11 protein-coding genes are annotated in these 16,650 nt (G+C 58.2%); 6 read left to right on the top strand and 5 right to left on the bottom strand.

The annotated features are described in order from the left end of the window. Nucleotides 1–63: 63 nt before the first annotated feature. Complete coding sequence (locus tag ACKFRY_RS03390; RefSeq protein WP_408923191.1) at nt 64–1,326, top strand: hypothetical protein; 1,263 nt, start codon at nt 64–66, stop codon at nt 1,324–1,326. On the opposite strand, the gene ACKFRY_RS03385 is transcribed toward ACKFRY_RS03390, so the two are convergent. Both ACKFRY_RS03385 and ACKFRY_RS03380 read right to left on the bottom strand, forming a co-directional pair. Further along, nucleotides 1,323–1,910: a three-helix bundle dimerization domain-containing protein gene (locus ACKFRY_RS03385; protein WP_408923190.1), complete on the bottom strand. Its 588-nt coding sequence runs from the start codon at nt 1,908–1,910 to the stop codon at nt 1,323–1,325. The genes ACKFRY_RS03390 and ACKFRY_RS03385 overlap by 4 nt on opposite strands. A gap of 76 nt (nt 1,911–1,986) precedes the next feature. Next, on the bottom strand, nt 1,987–2,175 hold the full coding sequence (locus ACKFRY_RS03380) for a hypothetical protein (RefSeq protein WP_005325400.1): 189 nt from the start codon (nt 2,173–2,175) through the stop codon (nt 1,987–1,989). Between the two features lie 464 nt (nt 2,176–2,639). On the opposite strand from ACKFRY_RS03380, the gene ACKFRY_RS03375 reads away from it, so the two are divergent. The 4 genes from ACKFRY_RS03375 to ACKFRY_RS03360 are packed head-to-tail and all read left to right on the top strand — an operon-like array spanning nt 2,640 to nt 10,787. Then, a complete protein-coding gene (locus ACKFRY_RS03375; RefSeq protein ID WP_408923189.1) occupies nt 2,640–4,634 on the top strand; it encodes a helix-turn-helix transcriptional regulator in 1,995 nt (664 codons plus the stop codon). Nucleotides 4,635–4,687: 53 nt separating this feature from the next. Beyond that, nucleotides 4,688–6,319: a type I restriction-modification system subunit M gene (locus ACKFRY_RS03370; RefSeq protein WP_408923188.1), complete on the top strand. Its 1,632-nt coding sequence runs from the start codon at nt 4,688–4,690 to the stop codon at nt 6,317–6,319. Next, nucleotides 6,319–7,533, top strand: coding sequence for a restriction endonuclease subunit S (locus tag ACKFRY_RS03365; protein WP_225746295.1), 1,215 nt, complete (start codon nt 6,319–6,321; stop codon nt 7,531–7,533). Before ACKFRY_RS03370 ends, ACKFRY_RS03365 begins: the two co-directional genes overlap by 1 nt. Nucleotides 7,534–7,568: 35 nt before the next feature. Then, entirely contained in the window at nt 7,569–10,787 is a 3,219-nt protein-coding gene (locus tag ACKFRY_RS03360; protein ID WP_408923187.1) for a type I restriction endonuclease subunit R, read from the top strand. On the opposite strand, the gene ACKFRY_RS03355 is transcribed toward ACKFRY_RS03360, so the two are convergent. After that, complete coding sequence (locus ACKFRY_RS03355) at nt 10,784–12,274, bottom strand: ATP-binding protein (RefSeq protein WP_408923186.1); 1,491 nt, start codon at nt 12,272–12,274, stop codon at nt 10,784–10,786. The two genes, ACKFRY_RS03360 and ACKFRY_RS03355, sit on opposite strands and share 4 nt — an antisense overlap. Nucleotides 12,275–12,542: 268 nt before the next feature. Further along, a complete protein-coding gene (glf, locus tag ACKFRY_RS03350) occupies nt 12,543–13,739 on the bottom strand; it encodes a UDP-galactopyranose mutase (RefSeq protein ID WP_200288536.1) in 1,197 nt (398 codons plus the stop codon). 146 nt (nt 13,740–13,885) lie between these two features. Here glf and ACKFRY_RS03345 point away from each other — a divergent pair, with 146 nt between their 5' ends. Next, entirely contained in the window at nt 13,886–15,808 is a 1,923-nt protein-coding gene (locus ACKFRY_RS03345) for an N-acetylmuramoyl-L-alanine amidase (RefSeq protein WP_408923185.1), read from the top strand. Here ACKFRY_RS03345 and ACKFRY_RS03340 read toward each other — a convergent pair. After that, on the bottom strand, nt 15,805–16,635 hold the full coding sequence (locus ACKFRY_RS03340; protein ID WP_408923184.1) for an HAD family hydrolase: 831 nt from the start codon (nt 16,633–16,635) through the stop codon (nt 15,805–15,807). The genes ACKFRY_RS03345 and ACKFRY_RS03340 overlap by 4 nt on opposite strands. Nucleotides 16,636–16,650: the final 15 nt, after the last annotated feature.

Genomic DNA, 16,650 nt, shown 5'->3' with positions numbered 1-16,650 from the left:
TTAGCGTAGTTGCTTTTGCATAAGTACTACGGTTTACACGCGGAGCCCGTAATATGGAACATCATGAGATGGGTTCCTTGCGCGGCAGCAGTAGGTCTTCTCGCTGTAGCCAGCGCGCCCGCCGCTATCGCAGAGGAAAAGCCCGCGGTGGAGTTTCTGGACCACGCCCAAATCCTCAGCAATTCGGACGAAGACGCCATCAAATCGCAAGCGCAGTCCATGCATTTGCCGGATTCTGTGCACGAGGTCGTCTACGCTACGTATCCGAATTCGGGCGAGGAATTTTCCCGGACTCTGTTCCATGACTTGGCCCGCGAGCATCCACAGTTCATCAGCGGAAGTGGGCTACAGAAAAATGTGCTCGTCATCGCGGTAGGTTTTGAGCCCAATAGCATGGCTGTGCACTGCGGCACAGAGGTGTGCCAGGACATCAAGATTTATGACGAGGGCCGCATGGACGGCATCTTGGACCAGATGCGGCCGGCGCTGGCGGACGATGACTATACCGTCGGCATGATCCTGGCGACGCGCGCCGCCGCGGATACCACGGTGCGCCGGCAAAATACGCAGGATATGCCCACGTGGTCCGTATTCATCGCGGCCACTATGGTGCTCGTGGTTCTGGGCGCGGTTGGCCTCATTACCTACTTGTTCATCCGCCGCGCCCGAGTGCGCAAGCGCTTCGATTATATTAAGGGCGCTCGCGACGGGGCTGAGGAACTCATCAAGCGCACGGAAGCACGGATTGACGCCCTGCATTCCCCCTTAGCGGGCGACTACCTGAAGGTACAGTGGCGCTCTCTGGTCAATCAGTACACCGATGCGCGGCCGACGCTCAAGGCGCTGGAGGACATCCAAGACTATTCGCTTCACGCTGCCTCCATCAAGGAGGCGTACAAAGCGCTCAAGCAGATCAATACGGCCGCAGCGCAGATAGATTCCCTGGAAAATTTCTGCGCCGGCGATACTGCGGTGCGCGCGGGCGAGGTGCAATGGCTGCTTGGCGACGCCCAAGCGGCCCTCTCCCGCCAGCCCGACAACGCCAGCTTGCGCCAGATAACGCAGCGCATTAGCGACCTGTCCCAGGATTTGTCGCGGGAAGACTTCGATTCCGCCTTCGCTCGCGTCCTCGAGGACTATCACCCCATGGTGGGCGCGCTGCCAGAACGGCTATATCCGCAGCGCGACCGCAAAACTCCCCCACTGTTGGGCACGCCGGAATGGCGCCCCGGTATGGGCACGCACTACATGCCCTATAGGTTTGCGGGCTTCTGGGTGGCTAATAATAACGTCTCCTCCCAGCTGCCCGACCCCTATCGCTTCTAGGCGTTGACCGGCTCGGTTACCGGATCGATGCCCAGCTTATTGAGCATGTAGAGCACGCGAGCTTCGAGGTCATCAGCCAATTCGCGCGCCTCCTCCACGGTATCCGCGGCAGGGATATCCCAAATCTTGATGTCCTTGCCCGCCTCATCGCGTTCTACCTCGCGGCCCAAGAACACGATGTAATCCGGCATCGCTACCGTGCGCACCTCATCGAGGTACTTATTCGGGGCCTCACCCATGCCGCGCTCGTTCATGACGTGGGCAAGGTGGCCTTCCGCTTCGTTTTCTGGGTGAGCAACGGCGGTATCTACAAAGAGGGCTTCGCCGGCGTGCTTGCGGGTCAGTTCCGCTGCGGCCTGGGCCAGCGCATTATTGGCACCGGCGGCAAAACGTACGTGCAGGCGGTGAGCACCGAAGTAGTCGCGCACCTCACGCTCCACCAAAAGCGGCACGAATTCCTCGAGCTCCGCCTTCTTGGTGTGCTTGGCAATAACCTCATCGAGCTTGGCATCGATTTCCGCGGCCGTGTACTCGTGGCCGTAGTTCTCGTGCAGATCCTGGCGCAGGGTTTCAAACTGGTTCATTGTTATCCCCTTTCTCGGATTATTGTCCCGTTTGCTAATTGTTAACCTGTCGTTAACTTTAATGGTTAACGTTGGGTTAAGTCAAACGGTTGGGAATAACCCAATAGTTTTCTGCACCAAAAAGCGGAAAGGCCCGCCGGGAGTTCCGGCAGGCCTTCTTGGACTGTTCCTTCTTTTTATCGGGAATGCGCGATGCGCGGCTACGTAATTTCAGATGCTCTTGCAGCCGCTCCGGCGACATTTTCCACATGCGGCGGTCAGCCATGCCGTCACCTCCTTTCCTCAGAGGTGATTAAGTATAGCGCTTAGTGGCCACGCTCCTGCTCAATGGCCTTGCCCTCGTTCCAGAACGGAGCCAGCTTGATGTCGAACATGCTCAGCGCGGAAACGATAGCCATGCACATGTCGACATCGACAGACAGCCCGAGCCAACACGTTTACAAGCAGGAAATCGGCCACAAAGTGCACATCAATCCCCCGCTTTAGCACCGGATCTGACCGAACACGTCAGCAAGTCATGCGCTTTTGAAGCCCGATCCCCACGAAACCCAAACCACTCTCGGGCAACACTTTTTAGTATTAATTAACCAGCCTTAAGCCCCCTTCAGGACGATTACCATACTAAAAGCTGTTTACTTCACTCGAGTTCCTTTAACGTAGTGGACAGAGCAATCAGCAATGACCGCTCGCCCTTATTCCCCATCACTACCCCATGAAAGGAGGCCTCAAGTGACCGCAACACTGACACTCGCCGATGTCGCCCGGCTGACCGGCGTTACGCGCCCCGCGGTCAACGAGTGGATTCAGCGCTTTAACTCAGAATCCAACGTGCCCTTCCCCTCCCCTTACGGAGAACATGATGGCCACCCCTACTACGCCATCACCGAAATTCAAGACTGGCTGCGAGCAACCAAGCTCGGCCGCCGCGACACAGCCGTTGAAGATGCCCTCTTCTATTCTTCGCTCTACCGAATGCTGCTCCGCAATCCGGCACGCGCGGCCTTGGGCCTTTTGAACTGCAACACGGCTCTCTCCCCTCAGGATTTTTCGCCCTCTGCTGCAGTAATCGACTCTCTTACCGCGGCGTACCAGCGCGCAGCAGACAACATTCCTTCTGATGCCCCTGAAGCTGATATCGCAAAAGCAGCAGAGCAGGTAGCCGAGGCAGCTTTCGGGCCCGCGGCCGCGCTCGCCCGTCTTGCAGATGACCTCAGTGCTCAGCGCCAGGTCACACTCTCTTCCCGATTTACTTCCCGCGCTATGCAAGCAGTATCGGAAGCCCTCACGCTAGAGAACCCAACTCCACCTATCATCCCTACTGATGAATACAGCCTAGGTTTCGTCACTGGACTCACCCGGGAACTCGAAGAGACACTGGTGCTCAGCATCGGATATCGAAAAGACTGCGCACCAGACTCTCTCTATTGGGCCGAACTAGCGTGCCGAAACGTGGAATTCATCGACGCTAGCGAGGAGATCCCAGCGAATTCTCTCCTCGTCCACGCTGTTCCTTCCCCTCCAAAGACTGCGCCCGAATACTTCGAGCACCTCCAGGACTTGCTCGACAACTTAGACGAGCGCGGCGCAATGTTCTGCATTTCCACCGCAGACATGCTTATCGAGGACTCTTTAGCGCAGGTCGTCCGACGGCGGTTCCTCGCACCGACCGAAACCGGCGCAATTGCACCGCTGCGTTACAGCGCACGGCTGCCCCGAGGTATTTTTCCGGACCGCGGACAGCAGCAGGGCGCACTATGGATTCTCAAGCGCCCTAATCGCGAGGCCATAGGCAACCCTGCCGATGCTGCTGTGGTTATCGCTGACGTGCCGGACCTTAAGAGACCCGGTCTCGTCTCAGACTGGGCAACCATGCTCACCACACCGGATGAAGCACGCAAGCACGCCTTTGTCCGCGGTCGTATTCTTCGCGCCGCTGATGCCTGGCGCAGTCGTACTCATTCTCTCGATGACTCGGTCTTTTCTTCTACGTCGACGTCCTCCGCCGCCGATCTCATGCATACCGCGCATCAAGCAGGATTAGACATCAGTTCAGCAGGGCTGGAGGACGCGCAGCCAAAGATTGGTATGCGCGCTGAATCGGGGGCAACGCGCCTTGAGTACCTACCGTGGAAGGCCGCGACCAACGCTCGCACTGGGGTACTGCAGAAACTCAGCGGATCCCGCATTGCCGAACATGATCTCGCCCCTGAAGCAGTAGCAAAACTGGAACTCATCGGTGAACCCGAAATTCTGGGGAGCATTCCACAGGGCGCACGTTGCATCGATCGTCTCCGGCTGGAAGACATTGCACCGCGCGGCACCCTCACAGAACCAGGGGACGTGGTCTTCATCAAGAACCCAAGACCACGCGCGCTCATCGATGAGGAAGGCGGCAAGCTAGTCACTGCACCGGCTCAAGCACTACGATGCCGCACCTTCCGTGGACGCAGCCACACTCCCTTGGAACAGGTCTGCCTTCCCTACCTCGTAGAGAAGGCTATTAACGAAGCTGTCTCCTCCGAGCTGAGCTCGCTGTACTTCCCCGTCTTTCCACGTGGGAATGCGAAGCACCTCGGCTCGGTGGAACACCAGCTCCGCGCACGACGCCAGCAGCTCTTAGAACAGTTACATAGCCTCGATGAACTTGAGCACGGCCTCGTCATGTCGATAGGTACCGGTGCTGTCACCATCGCTGAATCTCGTGGACAATCCCCGCCAGGCTAATAACAGAGTTCAACATTCAAACGAACAAAACCCCGTTATATGTAAGGAGAAAAATGACTAACTCAGTCAAGGATGAGCAGAACGTAGAGTCTGCCTCCGCCACCACCCTCAAAGAGCTCAAGGACACTTTATGGAGGGCAGCAGACAAGCTGCGCGGTTCCATGGACGCATCCCAGTACAAGGACATCGTCCTAGGACTGGTATTCCTCAAATACGTCACTGATGCTTTCGACGCCCGGCGCGCGGAGCTGCGTGCTGAAGGCGAGGAGCGCGGCGATAGCGAAGAGTACATCCAGGAAGACCTGGAGGATATCGACGCTTACCGTGAGAAGAACGTTTTCTGGGTGGACCGCATCGCTCGTTGGACCTTCCTGCGCGACAACTCGAAGGGCAAGACGGCCGACGCCGGCCAGGAGTACCAGTCCATTGGCAAGCTCATCGATAACGCGATGAAGCAGCTCATGCTGGACAATGAGTCGCTATTAGGTACCCTGCCCACGAACTTCGCCTCAGATAGCGTTGACCAGCGTCGTTTGGGCGAACTCATCGACTTGTTCAGCACCACGCGCTTCACCGCGGAGGGTCCCGAGCGCGCTCGCGATTTGCTGGGTGAGGTCTACGAATACTTCCTGGAGAAGTTCGCCCGTGCTGAGGGCAAGCGTGGCGGCGAGTTCTACACTCCCCGCCCCGTCGTCCGCACTCTCGTGGAAATCCTGGAGCCGACCCAGGGCCGCGTCTATGACCCGTGCTGCGGCTCAGGCGGCATGTTCGTGCAGGCTGAGAAGTTCCTCGAAACCACGGAAAAGGACCGCACTGCTTTGGCCATCTACGGTCAGGAGCTCAACGAGCGCACCTGGCGCATGGCCAAGATGAACCTGGCCATCCACGCCATTAGCTCTGCCGGCCTCGGCGAGCGCTGGGCCGACACCTTCGCCCGCGACATTCATCCGGATAAAAAGATGGACTATGTCATGGCCAACCCGCCTTTCAACATCAAGGATTGGTCGCGAAACGAGGAGGACTCCCGCTGGAAGTACGGCGTCCCGCCCAAGCGCAATGCAAACTTCGCGTGGATGCAGCACATCATTTCCAAGCTCACCTCTCAGGGTGAGGCTGGCGTCGTCATGGCTAACGGCACGATGACGTCGAACTCCTCCGGTGAAGGCGATATCCGCCAGGCCATGGTGGAAGACGACATCGTCTCCTGCGTCATCGCTCTTCCTGCACAGCTCTTCCGCGGCACGCAGATTCCGGTCTGTGTCTGGTTCTTCGCCAAGGACAAGAAGGCGGGTTCCAAAGGCTCCATCGACCGCACCAATCAGGTGCTCTTCATCGATGCCCGCGAGCTCGGCCACATGATTGACCGCACGGAGCGTACCTTCAGCGACGAGGATATCCAGAAGATCGCCGACACCTTCCGCCTGTGGCGCGGCCGCACCTCTGCTCCGAAGGACGAGGCCTACGAAGACATCGCCGGCTTCTGCAAGTCCGCCTCCCTCGATGACATCCGCGACGCCGACTTCGCGATGACTCCTGGCCGCTACGTCGGCTTCGCCGAGGCCGAAGAAGACGACGAGCCCATCGACGAGAAGATTGCCCGACTCACCGGCGAACTCACCGCCGCGCTTGACGACGCCGCCCGCTTGGACAAGGCTGTGCGCGAACAGCTGGGGAGGTTGAAGTAATGAATATCTTGACCATGCGCGAGCTGACCAAGTTCGCAATCGGCGGTGGCTGGGGAGCAGAAGAACTTCAGGACGACACAAACGAAGTTACGGTCATTCGGGGCGCAGATTTCCCGGCTGCGGCTTTCCAAGATATTTCTTCGGCTCCAATCAGATTCGAAAAATCCTCTAGAATCCCAAACCGAGTTCTGAATCCAGGCGATATTGTCCTTGAGGTTTCAGGCGGTACAAAGGCTCGCCCAACCGGTAGAACGATCTTTATTACGCAAAAGATGGTTAACGATGCAGATAGTCCCCTAATTCCTGCTAGCTTCTGCCGACGTCTCGTAATTGACACAGAAAAAGCGGTACCCCACTTTGTTTATTACTGGCTCCAGAATATGTATGCCAAAGGACAAACGTGGAATTACCAAAACCGATCCACCGGCATTGCAAACTTTCAATTCGAACAGTTTCTCGACCGCGAGACCGTCCGTTTGCCAAACCGGCAAGAACAGCTAAAAATCGCTCATTTGCTTGGAGCTCTTGACGATAAGCTTGCCGCAAACCAAACGTCAATTTCAAAAATCGATGAAATCCTAAGAGCCCTTTGGCAAAAAGAACTTTCTCTTAGCAACGTCTCTGCTTCCTTAAGCTCATTAGCGTCATTTATCAATGGTCGCGCTTTTACGAAGGGAGCCTCTGGAACAGGCCGAGTTGTCGTCCGCATTGCAGAAATGAATTCCGGAATTGGAAGTCGAACCGTCTACAACGACATCGATGCGGCACCAGACAACGTCGTCGATCCCGGCGAACTTCTATTTTCTTGGTCGGGAACCCTCATGACCAAGCGTTGGCCCTTTGACCAGGCAATTGTCAATCAACACATCTTCAAAGTGGTTCCCAATGGACAACTGGATTTATGGGCTCTCCGTCAAGCAATCGATGCTCAGCTCGAATATTTCCAAATGATTGCCGCTGGTAAGGCCACAACGATGGGGCATATTAAGCGTGGCGATTTAGACCAGGAAGTCGAAGTCCCCGCCCAGATGTCGGAAGAAACGAATCAACTCGGAAATTCACTTTGGAGACTTGCCACAAGCCTTGAGATCCAGAATTTACAACTCGCCCGCACCCGCGACGAGCTCCTTCCTCTCCTCATGAGCGGCCGCATTACGGTCGGTGAGGCGGAGGAGGTTGCGAACGTTGCGGGCACGGCGGCGTGGGAAAGCTAAGCACCCCTACCTCTACAACCCCTAAGGAGAAGCTCATGCTGAGCGAAGAATCCCTCGAACTCATCGTCCAGGACAACCTGGCTGACCTGGAGTGGGTGTCTGGGCATGGCCCAGACTTTGCGCCGGGCTCCGGCGAGCGCGACACGTGGAATGACATCGTGCTGCGCGGGCGTCTGCGCAATGCCGTGCGCAACCTCAACCCGGGCGTACCGGAGGAGTACCTCGACCAGGCGATTGGTGAGGTCATCACGCCGAAGTCACAGTCCGCGATTGCGGAGAACCGGCGCATTCACCAGATTCTAGTGGAGGGCTACCGCGGTATCGAGTACATCGACCACGAGGGCAACGTGCAGAACCCGACCATCTATTTCCTGTCCTCCCAGCCGCACAAGAACGACTACTTGTCACTCAACCAGGTCACCGTTGCGAACCTTGATGGAGAGCGTCGATTCGATGTGGTCTGTTACGTCAACGGCATGCCGCTGGCGTTCATTGAGCTGAAGAAGACGGGCGCGAATACCTCCGTCGAGGGCGCATACAACCAGCTGCAGACGTACGTCAAGGAATTCGGCATGGCCTTCCGCTTTGCCAATATTGTGATTCCTTCGGATGACCTCAGCGCGAAGTACGGTACGCCGTTTACTCCGTGGAACCACTTTGCGCCGTGGAATGTGAATGAGGACGGCAGCCCGGTAGACCCCAACAACATGGTTGTGGCCGGCGAGCCGGTCACACAGCTGGACCTGTTGCTTGATGGTCTGTTTAATGTGGAGCGTTTTGGACAGCTCTACAGCGACTTCACGGCGTTCGATGACACGGCCGAGGGGCTAGTCATGCGCATAGCGAAGCCGCACCAGTACTTCGCGGTGACCAAGGCTGTGGGTTCCACGATCACGGCGGCGCGCGGCGACAAGCGCGCTGGCGTCATCTGGCACACGACGGGTGCGGGCAAGTCCATGGAGATGGAGCTCTACACCGCCAAGATTATGCGTCGGCCCGAGATGCACAGCCCGACCGTCATTGTGCTCAATGACCGCACGGAGCTCGATGAGCAGCTCTTCGAGACCTTCAACCGGTCCACCATCCTGCCGGAGGCACCGCGCAATATCGAGTCGCGTGCTGAGTTGCGTGAGCTGCTCTCACAGAAGACCTCCGGCGGCATCTACTTCTCCACGCTCCAGAAGTTTGGCTTGAATGGAAAGGGCGAGCTCCGCGAAAAGGAGCACCCTTTGCTCTCTGACCGCAGCAACATTGTGGTCATCGTTGATGAGGCACACCGCTCCCACTATGGCTTTGGCGATACCGCCGCCGATGGTTACGCACAGCACCTGCGTAATGCGCTGCCGAATGCCACCATGTTGGCGTTTACCGGCACCCCGCTCAAGGAATGGGACCGCAACACGCGCAAGGTCTTCGGCGATGACGTCGACATCTACGACATGAACCGCGCCGTCGAAGATGGTGCCGTGGTGCCTGTCTACTTCGAGCCGCGCCTCATCCCACTCAAGCGCATTGCTGGGATTACCGATGACGAGATTGATGACACCGCTGAGGAAGTGCTCACGGGTCTCGACGAGGTGGAGCGCGACCGGATTCAGCGCTCCGTCGCCGCGTTGGAGATCATCTATGGTTCCGACGACCGCTTGGATGAACTGGCTGCGGACTTCGTCCGTCATTGGGAAGACCGCCGCGAGAACATGCAGGAATTCATCGGTGCACCGGGCAAAGCCATGATCGTGACCGCCACACGTTCCATTGCGGCACGCCTCTACTCCAAGATCGTGGAAAAGCGCCCGGACTGGCATAACGATGCCGATGACAAGGGCAAGATCAAGGTGATCTACTCTGCAGCGCCTTCGGATCCTGAAGAGCTCAAGGTCCATATGCGCCGACCGAGTGCGCTCAAGGCAGTGAAGAACCGCATCAAGGATGTTGATGATGAGCTCGAGATCGCCATCGTCCAATCCATGATGCTCACCGGCTTCGACGCACCGCCGCTACACACGCTCTACATTGACCGCTCGCTCAAGAGCGCGCTGCTGATGCAGACGTTGGCCCGTGTGAACCGCACGTTCCGCGACAAGCAGGATGGCCTCCTCGTGGCCTATGCTCCGCTGGTTGAGAACCTGGAGAAGGCGCTGGCTGAGTTCACGCTCAACCCCTCCGACGACGGAACCAAGGTCACAGGCCAGGACGTCGAAGAAGCGCTCAATCTGGCGAAGGGATTCCTGGCTCGTCTCGACGCCATCGTAGGAATCGAATGGAAGAACACCGCTTTCATCGATGACGCCAACCTTCGCCGTGCCTTGCTCGATGTCACTGGTTTCCTGCGCAATCCAAGAACCGAAGGCAACTACGACCCCGAGAAGCCAAACGCGCGTCCCGTCGCTGATGAGTTCAAGCGTCAGGCTGGAAGGCTCGCGCGTGCCTGGGCGCTTGCGTCCAACAGCCCTGCCGCCGAGGAGTACCGCAACAGCGTGCGGTTCTATTCCGAGGTCAAGAACTGGCTCATCAAGCTCGATGCAGGCGACCGCGTCGCCAACGGAGAGCCGATTAGCGACTCCATCCGCAACGCCCTAGGCAAGCTGGTCGTTGATTCGGCTGAGGCCACCGGTGTCATCGACATCTACCGCCAGGCCGGGATTGAGATTCCGAACTTGCAGGATCTCACAGTCGACCTGTTCAAGGACAAACAATCCCCCTCTGAGGTCTCGTTGCTCATCGATGGCTTGCGCCGCCAGCTCCAGCAGGAAGCCCGCACCGCGACCGGTAACAACGAGCTGCGCTCTAAGCAGTTCTCCGAGCGGATCACCGAGCTGATGAATCGGTACACCAATCAGCAGCTCACGGCCGCTGAAATCATCGCCGAACTCATCCGCCTGTCCAAGGAGATTGTCAAGGAAAGCAAACGCGGTGAACAATTCACCCCGCCACTAGGCAATGACGAGCTCACCTTCTTCGACGCGGTGTCGACAAACGAATCCGCAACCGAGCTCATGGACGACGAAGTTCTTGCAGAAATCGCACGCCGGCTCGTTTCCATGCTGCGTCGCGATGCAAAGACCGACTGGACAGTACGCGATGACGTACGTGCGAAACTACGCCGCTCGGTCCGTAGGTTGCTACGCGACTACAAGTATCCACCGGACAAGGCGCCGGAGGCCATCAAGCTCGTGCTTGAACAGATGGAGAAATTCGCGCCAAGGTATTCAGCGGCGGCGCGCGAACAAGGTGACGTTGAACACCGTGGTTAGCCCTGCAGCCGATAGCGCTGCTTCGGGCTCTTCAGCGGCTCAGTGCGCACGATGACGCCTTCCTCAACAAGTTCGTTGATGATCCTGCGCACTCCGTTGAGGGACAGCCCTGCAGCCCCTGCCAATTCGCGGCTGGACGCTGTCCTGTGTTCGCGAAGATAGTCGAGCACGCGCCCGCGGGTTCCGCCGCCCAACGCCGCGGTGCGCTCCGGGGTAGTCGGATTTCGCCGCGCAAAGGTGAGTTCAAATTCGGTCAATGAATCCCGTGGTACCGGCGGCGGCAGCAGCTGCTGTTCCAGTTGGTCGAGAATCTCGATATATCCGGTACCACGATTTTCCGCAACGTACCCATCTCCGTCACCGGCAGGAGTCACCTCCAGCAACGCAGACAAATGTTGATTGCGCGCGCTAGACATACCCGCAGTGCCCAATCGATCAACGGTGACCGTTCCATAAAGACCACCGGGGTTGAGGATCTCCAGCCGGTCGACATACAGGTTCACTTGTATTTGCGTGCCCCGCGCCTGCGGCGAATAGTCACGGTGCATAAGCGCATTAGCGACTGCCTCGCGCACAGCCCCCGGAGGATAGTCCGGCAAGTCCTTACGGAAGACTCCCTCGATTACGCCTCCGACGCGCATATTGCGTCGGACTGCCCGCACGGCATCCGCGACCAGCATCGGAATGGGCCCCACCAGACTTTCGTTGTCGAGGAAGCGCTGCTTGCCCATCCCGGCCGCTTTATCGGTGCCGGGATATGCTGCAAAGGTCACGTTGAGCCGCGGGAAAAACTGTTGCGGATAAGTGCCCGCTGCCATAAGCCCGCCCAGAGTTGGCACTAGTTTTCCGTTGTCGTTCCGGGTAATCAGGTGGAGCGCTAACATCGCCTCTTCATCGCTCAACCGTCCAAAAATGCGTTCATGGATGGAGCGCTCGCGGGCCAAGATCTCGGCCACAATGTCAGGATCCAGATCGTCGATGTCAGCAGCCGGAACCGGCTCCAGATCCCATTCCGGCTGGGTCTTGTTTTCCTCCAGCCGGTCAATCTCGTATGGCTTTAGTACGCGGTCCCCATCATGGACCCGGATATAGCTGCCGTGATACTTCGACTGGGAAACGACCCAGCAAGGCTTCTCAAAAGGAGCACATTCGGGAATGGTGCCAACGACAATGCTCGCGCCCTCCCACTCAACAATGTCGATCTGGGCGCGAACCGACGGGGTTACGAGGTCTGCGCATGCGCCAGCCAGGGCATCCGCCATGGCAGTAGCATCAAAGCCTGGTACCGTAACGAACCCGTTGTCTTCATCCAGCCCTAAGATGATGATTCCACCGGTCCCGTTAGCAAATGCAGAGATAGAGCGAACGAGCTTCTTGGGAAAACCTCCCACAGCTGCCTTGACCTCAACGGCGCGCGTATCGGTGTCCTGAGATCGCAGGCTTCCAATGATCTCGGCGATTTCCGCCTGGTCATCGTCCCAGACCACAATCACTCACCCCCTATCAGCGCTCAACGCTCCTGAACACCCTCAAACACTACACACAACACTACACACACTGTGGGGTGTTGTGTAGTGTTCATGCGCGTTCCTTGTCCGAAATTCTCACAGTACGGGATGATTTCGCAGGTCAATCATATTTTCCCGGTCTGCGCGACACTACACAACACTACATACAACACACCACCCAACACTCCATAGTGTGGTGTGTTGGGTGGTGTGTTGAGTGTTAAGTGTTCTGTTGACGAAGTTCGGCTTAGTGGCCACGCTCCTGTTCGATAGCCTTGCCCTCGTTCCAAAATGGTACGAGCTTATTATCAAACATGGACAGCGCGGAACCGATAGCCATGTGCATATCCAGGTACTGGTAGGTACCCAAGCGGCCACCGAAGAGAACCCTGTTCTCCTTCGACTCCTGGGCAGCGAGCTTGCGGTAGGCCTCCAGCTTGGTGCGATCTTCCGGGGTATTAATCGGGTAATACGGCTCATCGCCTTTGTCGGCGAATCGCGAGTATTCCTTCATAATGACCGTCTTGTCCTTCGGGTACTTATCCTTGCGCTCCGGGTGGAAATGGCGGAATTCATGGATACGGGTGTAGTCCACGTCCGCATCGTTGTAGTTCATCACCGGCGTGCCCTGGAAATCGCCGGTATCCAGCACCTCCAAGTCAAAGTCGAGGGTGCGCCAGCCCAGCTCGCCCTCGGCAAAATCAAAGTAGCGGTCAAGTGGGCCCGTGTAGACCACGGGCGCATCCGGAGACTCGGCGCGCAGCTCCTCGCGAACCTCGAACCAATCGGTATCCAAGCGGACCTCAATATTGTCGTGGTCAGCCATGTTTTCTAGCCATGCCGCGTAGCCGTCGACCGGCAGACCCTCATAGGTGTCGTTGAAGTAGCGATTATTGAAGGTATAGCGCACCGGCAAGCGAGTGATATTCGCGGCCGGCAGCTCCTTCGGGTCGGTCTGCCACTGCTTCGCGGTGTAATCGCGGATAAAGGCCTCATATAGCGGGCGGCCGATGAGCGAGATGGCCTTTTCCTCCAAATTTTGCGCTTCTTCCGGGGAGAACTCGCCGGCCTGATCTTTGATGAGCTGGCGGGCCTCATCTGGGGAGTAGTAGCGGCCGAAGAACTGGTTGATAAGACCCAGGCCCATCGGGAATTGGTAGGCGGTGCCATCGTGCATGGCAAAGACGCGGTGCTGGTAGTCGGTGAAATCGGTGAACTTATTGCAGTAATCCCACACGCGCTTATTAGAGGTGTGGAAGAGGTGCGCGCCGTACTTGTGCACCTCGATTCCGGTGGTGGGTTCGGCCTCGGAGTAGGCATTGCCGCCGAGGTGATTGCGGCGCTCCACAATGAGCACCTTCTTATCCAGCTGGCTAGCGGCGCGCTCGGCAACCGTTAGACCAAAAAATCCAGAGCCAACAACGATGAGGTCATAAGAAGTCATGGCCTCCACTTTATTGCACTACGGCAGCTGACACGGCGCATCGGCGTGTCGCAACAGATTTCACAGAAGTCACAAACGTACCATCACTATCAACTCTTAACTCTTGGCAACCGTTTTTACAGCTGCACAACCCTAGGGAGATAACAGTGCAACAACGACGTCGACTAGTACCCACCAGGTCAAAATGGTCCACCCCCGTCATCGCGGCGGTCACCTCCATCGCACTCGCCGTGACGGCCGCATTCGGCGGACAGCAAGTTCTCAAGACCCAAGACTCCGCCAACGGCGGTCCCATTGAGGTCAAAAATTCCTCCTCTAGCTTCAGTGACGGCGAATCCATCGTCGTCGATGACCCAGCCGTAGCCGCTCAGGGCGACGGCGAAAGCCGCCGCGCGGTCAAGCAGTTCCACCGCGACGAAACCTTCAACATGTTCGCCGTCACCTGGGAGGGCAAGCGAGATATCAACTCCTTCGTCCGCTCCAAGCAGCAGGACGGTTCCTGGAGCGAGTGGCTGCCCATGGATGCAATGAATTACACCGAGGGCAAGAACGGCACCGAACTCATCTTCGTGGGCGATACCAACGATGTGCAGGTTTCCATGGCCAACGTTGACCTCGTGACCGGTTCCAACCTCGACAAGAAGGAAGACTCCCTCCTAGACAAGGCCGCCAAGGGCGCTGATGCCAACCGCCCCGCGCCACTTGCGTACAACGTCGGCGATATCTCCCCCGTGGCCGATGAGCACACCCAGGTTGCGGATCTCGACGCCGTGTTTATCGACGGCAACGCTCAAGAAGGCGAAGCCATCGAGCCCACCGCGGAGACCGCGGGCATGCCTAAGGTAGTCACCCGCGCCGGCTGGGGAGCAGACGAATCTAAGCGCTGCCAGGAGCCAACCTACGACGATGGCCTCAAGGCCATGACCCTGCACCACACCGCGGGTACCAATAACTACACCCGCGCACAGGCAGCGGCACAGGTACGCGGCGCATACGAGTACCATGCGCAGACCCTGGGTTGGTGCGATATCGGCTATAACGTGCTGGTGGATAAATTCGGCACCATCTACGAAGGCCGCTACGGCGGCTTGGACAAGGCCGTACAGGGTGCCCACGTGGGTGGCTTCAACTCTAATAACTGGGGCATTTCCATGATTGGCAACTACGAGGAAACCGAGCCTTCCCGCGAGATGCTCAACTCCGTGGCGGAGATTGCCGGCTGGAAGGCCGCTATTTCTGGCATCGATCCAATGGGCAAGGCCAGCTTGTACTCCGGCGGATTCAACGGCTCCAAGTTCCCTGCAGGAACCACGGCCACCGTGCCGGCCTTCGCGGGCCACAACGATTTCCACTACACGGCTTGCCCGGGCCAGTACACCACGCGCCACTGGGACGAGATTCGAAAGAATACCAAGCGCAAGGCGGATGCCATCAAGTCCGGCAAGAACAGCACGGACCTGAACTGGCAAGAGTCTCCACAGCCAAATACCCCCAAGACCCCGCAACCAAATACCCCCAAGACCCCGCAACAGGTGGGCGGAGAAATCATGTCCTCGCTTGGCGAGGTCGAGGTACCGGTCTCCACTATCTCCGCCCTTGCCGGCATCGCTGCCGCAGTCTTCGGCGTGCTCATCGCCAATGAGCGCCTGCAGAAGCCTGATACCGATCAGAAGGTGGCGGGCAACCTGACCACCGGCGATATCCCGGAGATTGTCAATAAGGTTGTCCAGGTCTCCAGCAACGAAGGCCTGAAGGAATCGTGGACCTCCGTCCTCAACGCTTTCGGCCCAGTCCTAGGCTTGGCAGTCGGCGGCCCGGATACTACCGACGGCGGCAAGATCCTTTACCAGCTCTTCCAAAATGGCGTGGTGCTCTCCTCCAAGGAGTCCGGCACCAAGGCGCTGACGGGTGAGATTGCCAAGAAGTGGTCCGAGGGCGATAATGCCTCCAAGCTCGGCCTGCCGACCTCCAACGAGGAAAAGAATGGCAAGGAAATCCGCGTGAAGTTCCAGGGTGGCGAGATTGTCTACAACACCGAAACGGAAAAGGTAGACATCTTCACCGACTAGAACCAGCGCTCTAGCACCTTAGCGACGCCCGCCTGGTGGTTAGCCACGGTGACCGCATCCGCGGCCGCCTTAACCTCCGGGTGGGCGTTTTCCATGGCAACGCCGCAGCCGGCCCACGTCAGCATCTCGATATCGTTGGGCATATCCCCAAAGGCAATAGTCTCTTGCTGGGCGACGCCGGTGTGCTCCGCCAGCCATTCCACCCCGCGGCGCTTAGTCACATTGGGTGCGGCAACCTCCAATATTCCCTCCTGCATGGAATAGGTCAGGTGCGCGAGCTCCGGATCGATGTGCGGCGCAATGAGCTCATAGAGCTCTGGGGCGGAGAAGTCCGTGTTGCGGATGAGGAACTTCACCGCCGGCTGCCCCACTAGCTCGCCCATGCTGACCACGCCGAAGCCCTCAAACAGGGCGTTTTCGGAGTAGTGGCGCTCGACTACGAAGAGGTCCTCGACGGCGTCGGCAAGCGAGCCCCCTGCCCGCTCCGCGCCAAAGCCCACGGTGCCCAGTACGGTCTGGGCCACGTCCACCACCTCCGCCAACGCGGCGGGCGAAAGCTCGTGGGCGGACATCACCCGATCCTCCGCGGAGTCATACAACACAGCACCGTTCGAGGTTACGCATACCGGCCGCACGGGCAGCTGCTCCAGCACCGGGGCAATCCAGCGGAACGGACGACCGGTAGAAAGCGCAAAATAGGCACCCTGTTGGACTGCCCGCGCCACGGCGTCACGATTGCGACGCGGGACGCGATGGTTGCGGTCCAGCAGGGTGCCGTCAATATCGCTCGCGATGAGGCGAGGCGCGTGGGCTGGGAAATTCTCCATACCCGCGAGTTTACA

Origin of the sequence: Corynebacterium tuberculostearicum, assembly GCF_046097255.1 — a bacterium.
Lineage (GTDB): Bacteria > Actinomycetota > Actinomycetes > Mycobacteriales > Mycobacteriaceae > Corynebacterium > Corynebacterium tuberculostearicum_J.
The sequence above is the reverse complement of the archived record's forward strand: the minus strand, read 5'-3'. Positions and strand labels throughout refer to the sequence as shown.

Coding starts and splice junctions, on each gene's coding strand:
- ACKFRY_RS03390 (WP_408923191.1), top strand. CDS start 64: ATGAGATGGGTTCCTTGCGCGGCAGCAGTAGGTCTTCTCGCTGTAGCC.
- ACKFRY_RS03385 (WP_408923190.1), bottom strand. CDS start 1,910: ATGAACCAGTTTGAAACCCTGCGCCAGGATCTGCACGAGAACTACGGC.
- ACKFRY_RS03380 (WP_005325400.1), bottom strand. CDS start 2,175: ATGGCTGACCGCCGCATGTGGAAAATGTCGCCGGAGCGGCTGCAAGAG.
- ACKFRY_RS03370 (WP_408923188.1), top strand. CDS start 4,688: ATGACTAACTCAGTCAAGGATGAGCAGAACGTAGAGTCTGCCTCCGCC.
- ACKFRY_RS03365 (WP_225746295.1), top strand. CDS start 6,319: ATGAATATCTTGACCATGCGCGAGCTGACCAAGTTCGCAATCGGCGGT.
- ACKFRY_RS03360 (WP_408923187.1), top strand. CDS start 7,569: ATGCTGAGCGAAGAATCCCTCGAACTCATCGTCCAGGACAACCTGGCT.
- glf (WP_200288536.1), bottom strand. CDS start 13,739: ATGACTTCTTATGACCTCATCGTTGTTGGCTCTGGATTTTTTGGTCTA.
- ACKFRY_RS03340 (WP_408923184.1), bottom strand. CDS start 16,635: ATGGAGAATTTCCCAGCCCACGCGCCTCGCCTCATCGCGAGCGATATT.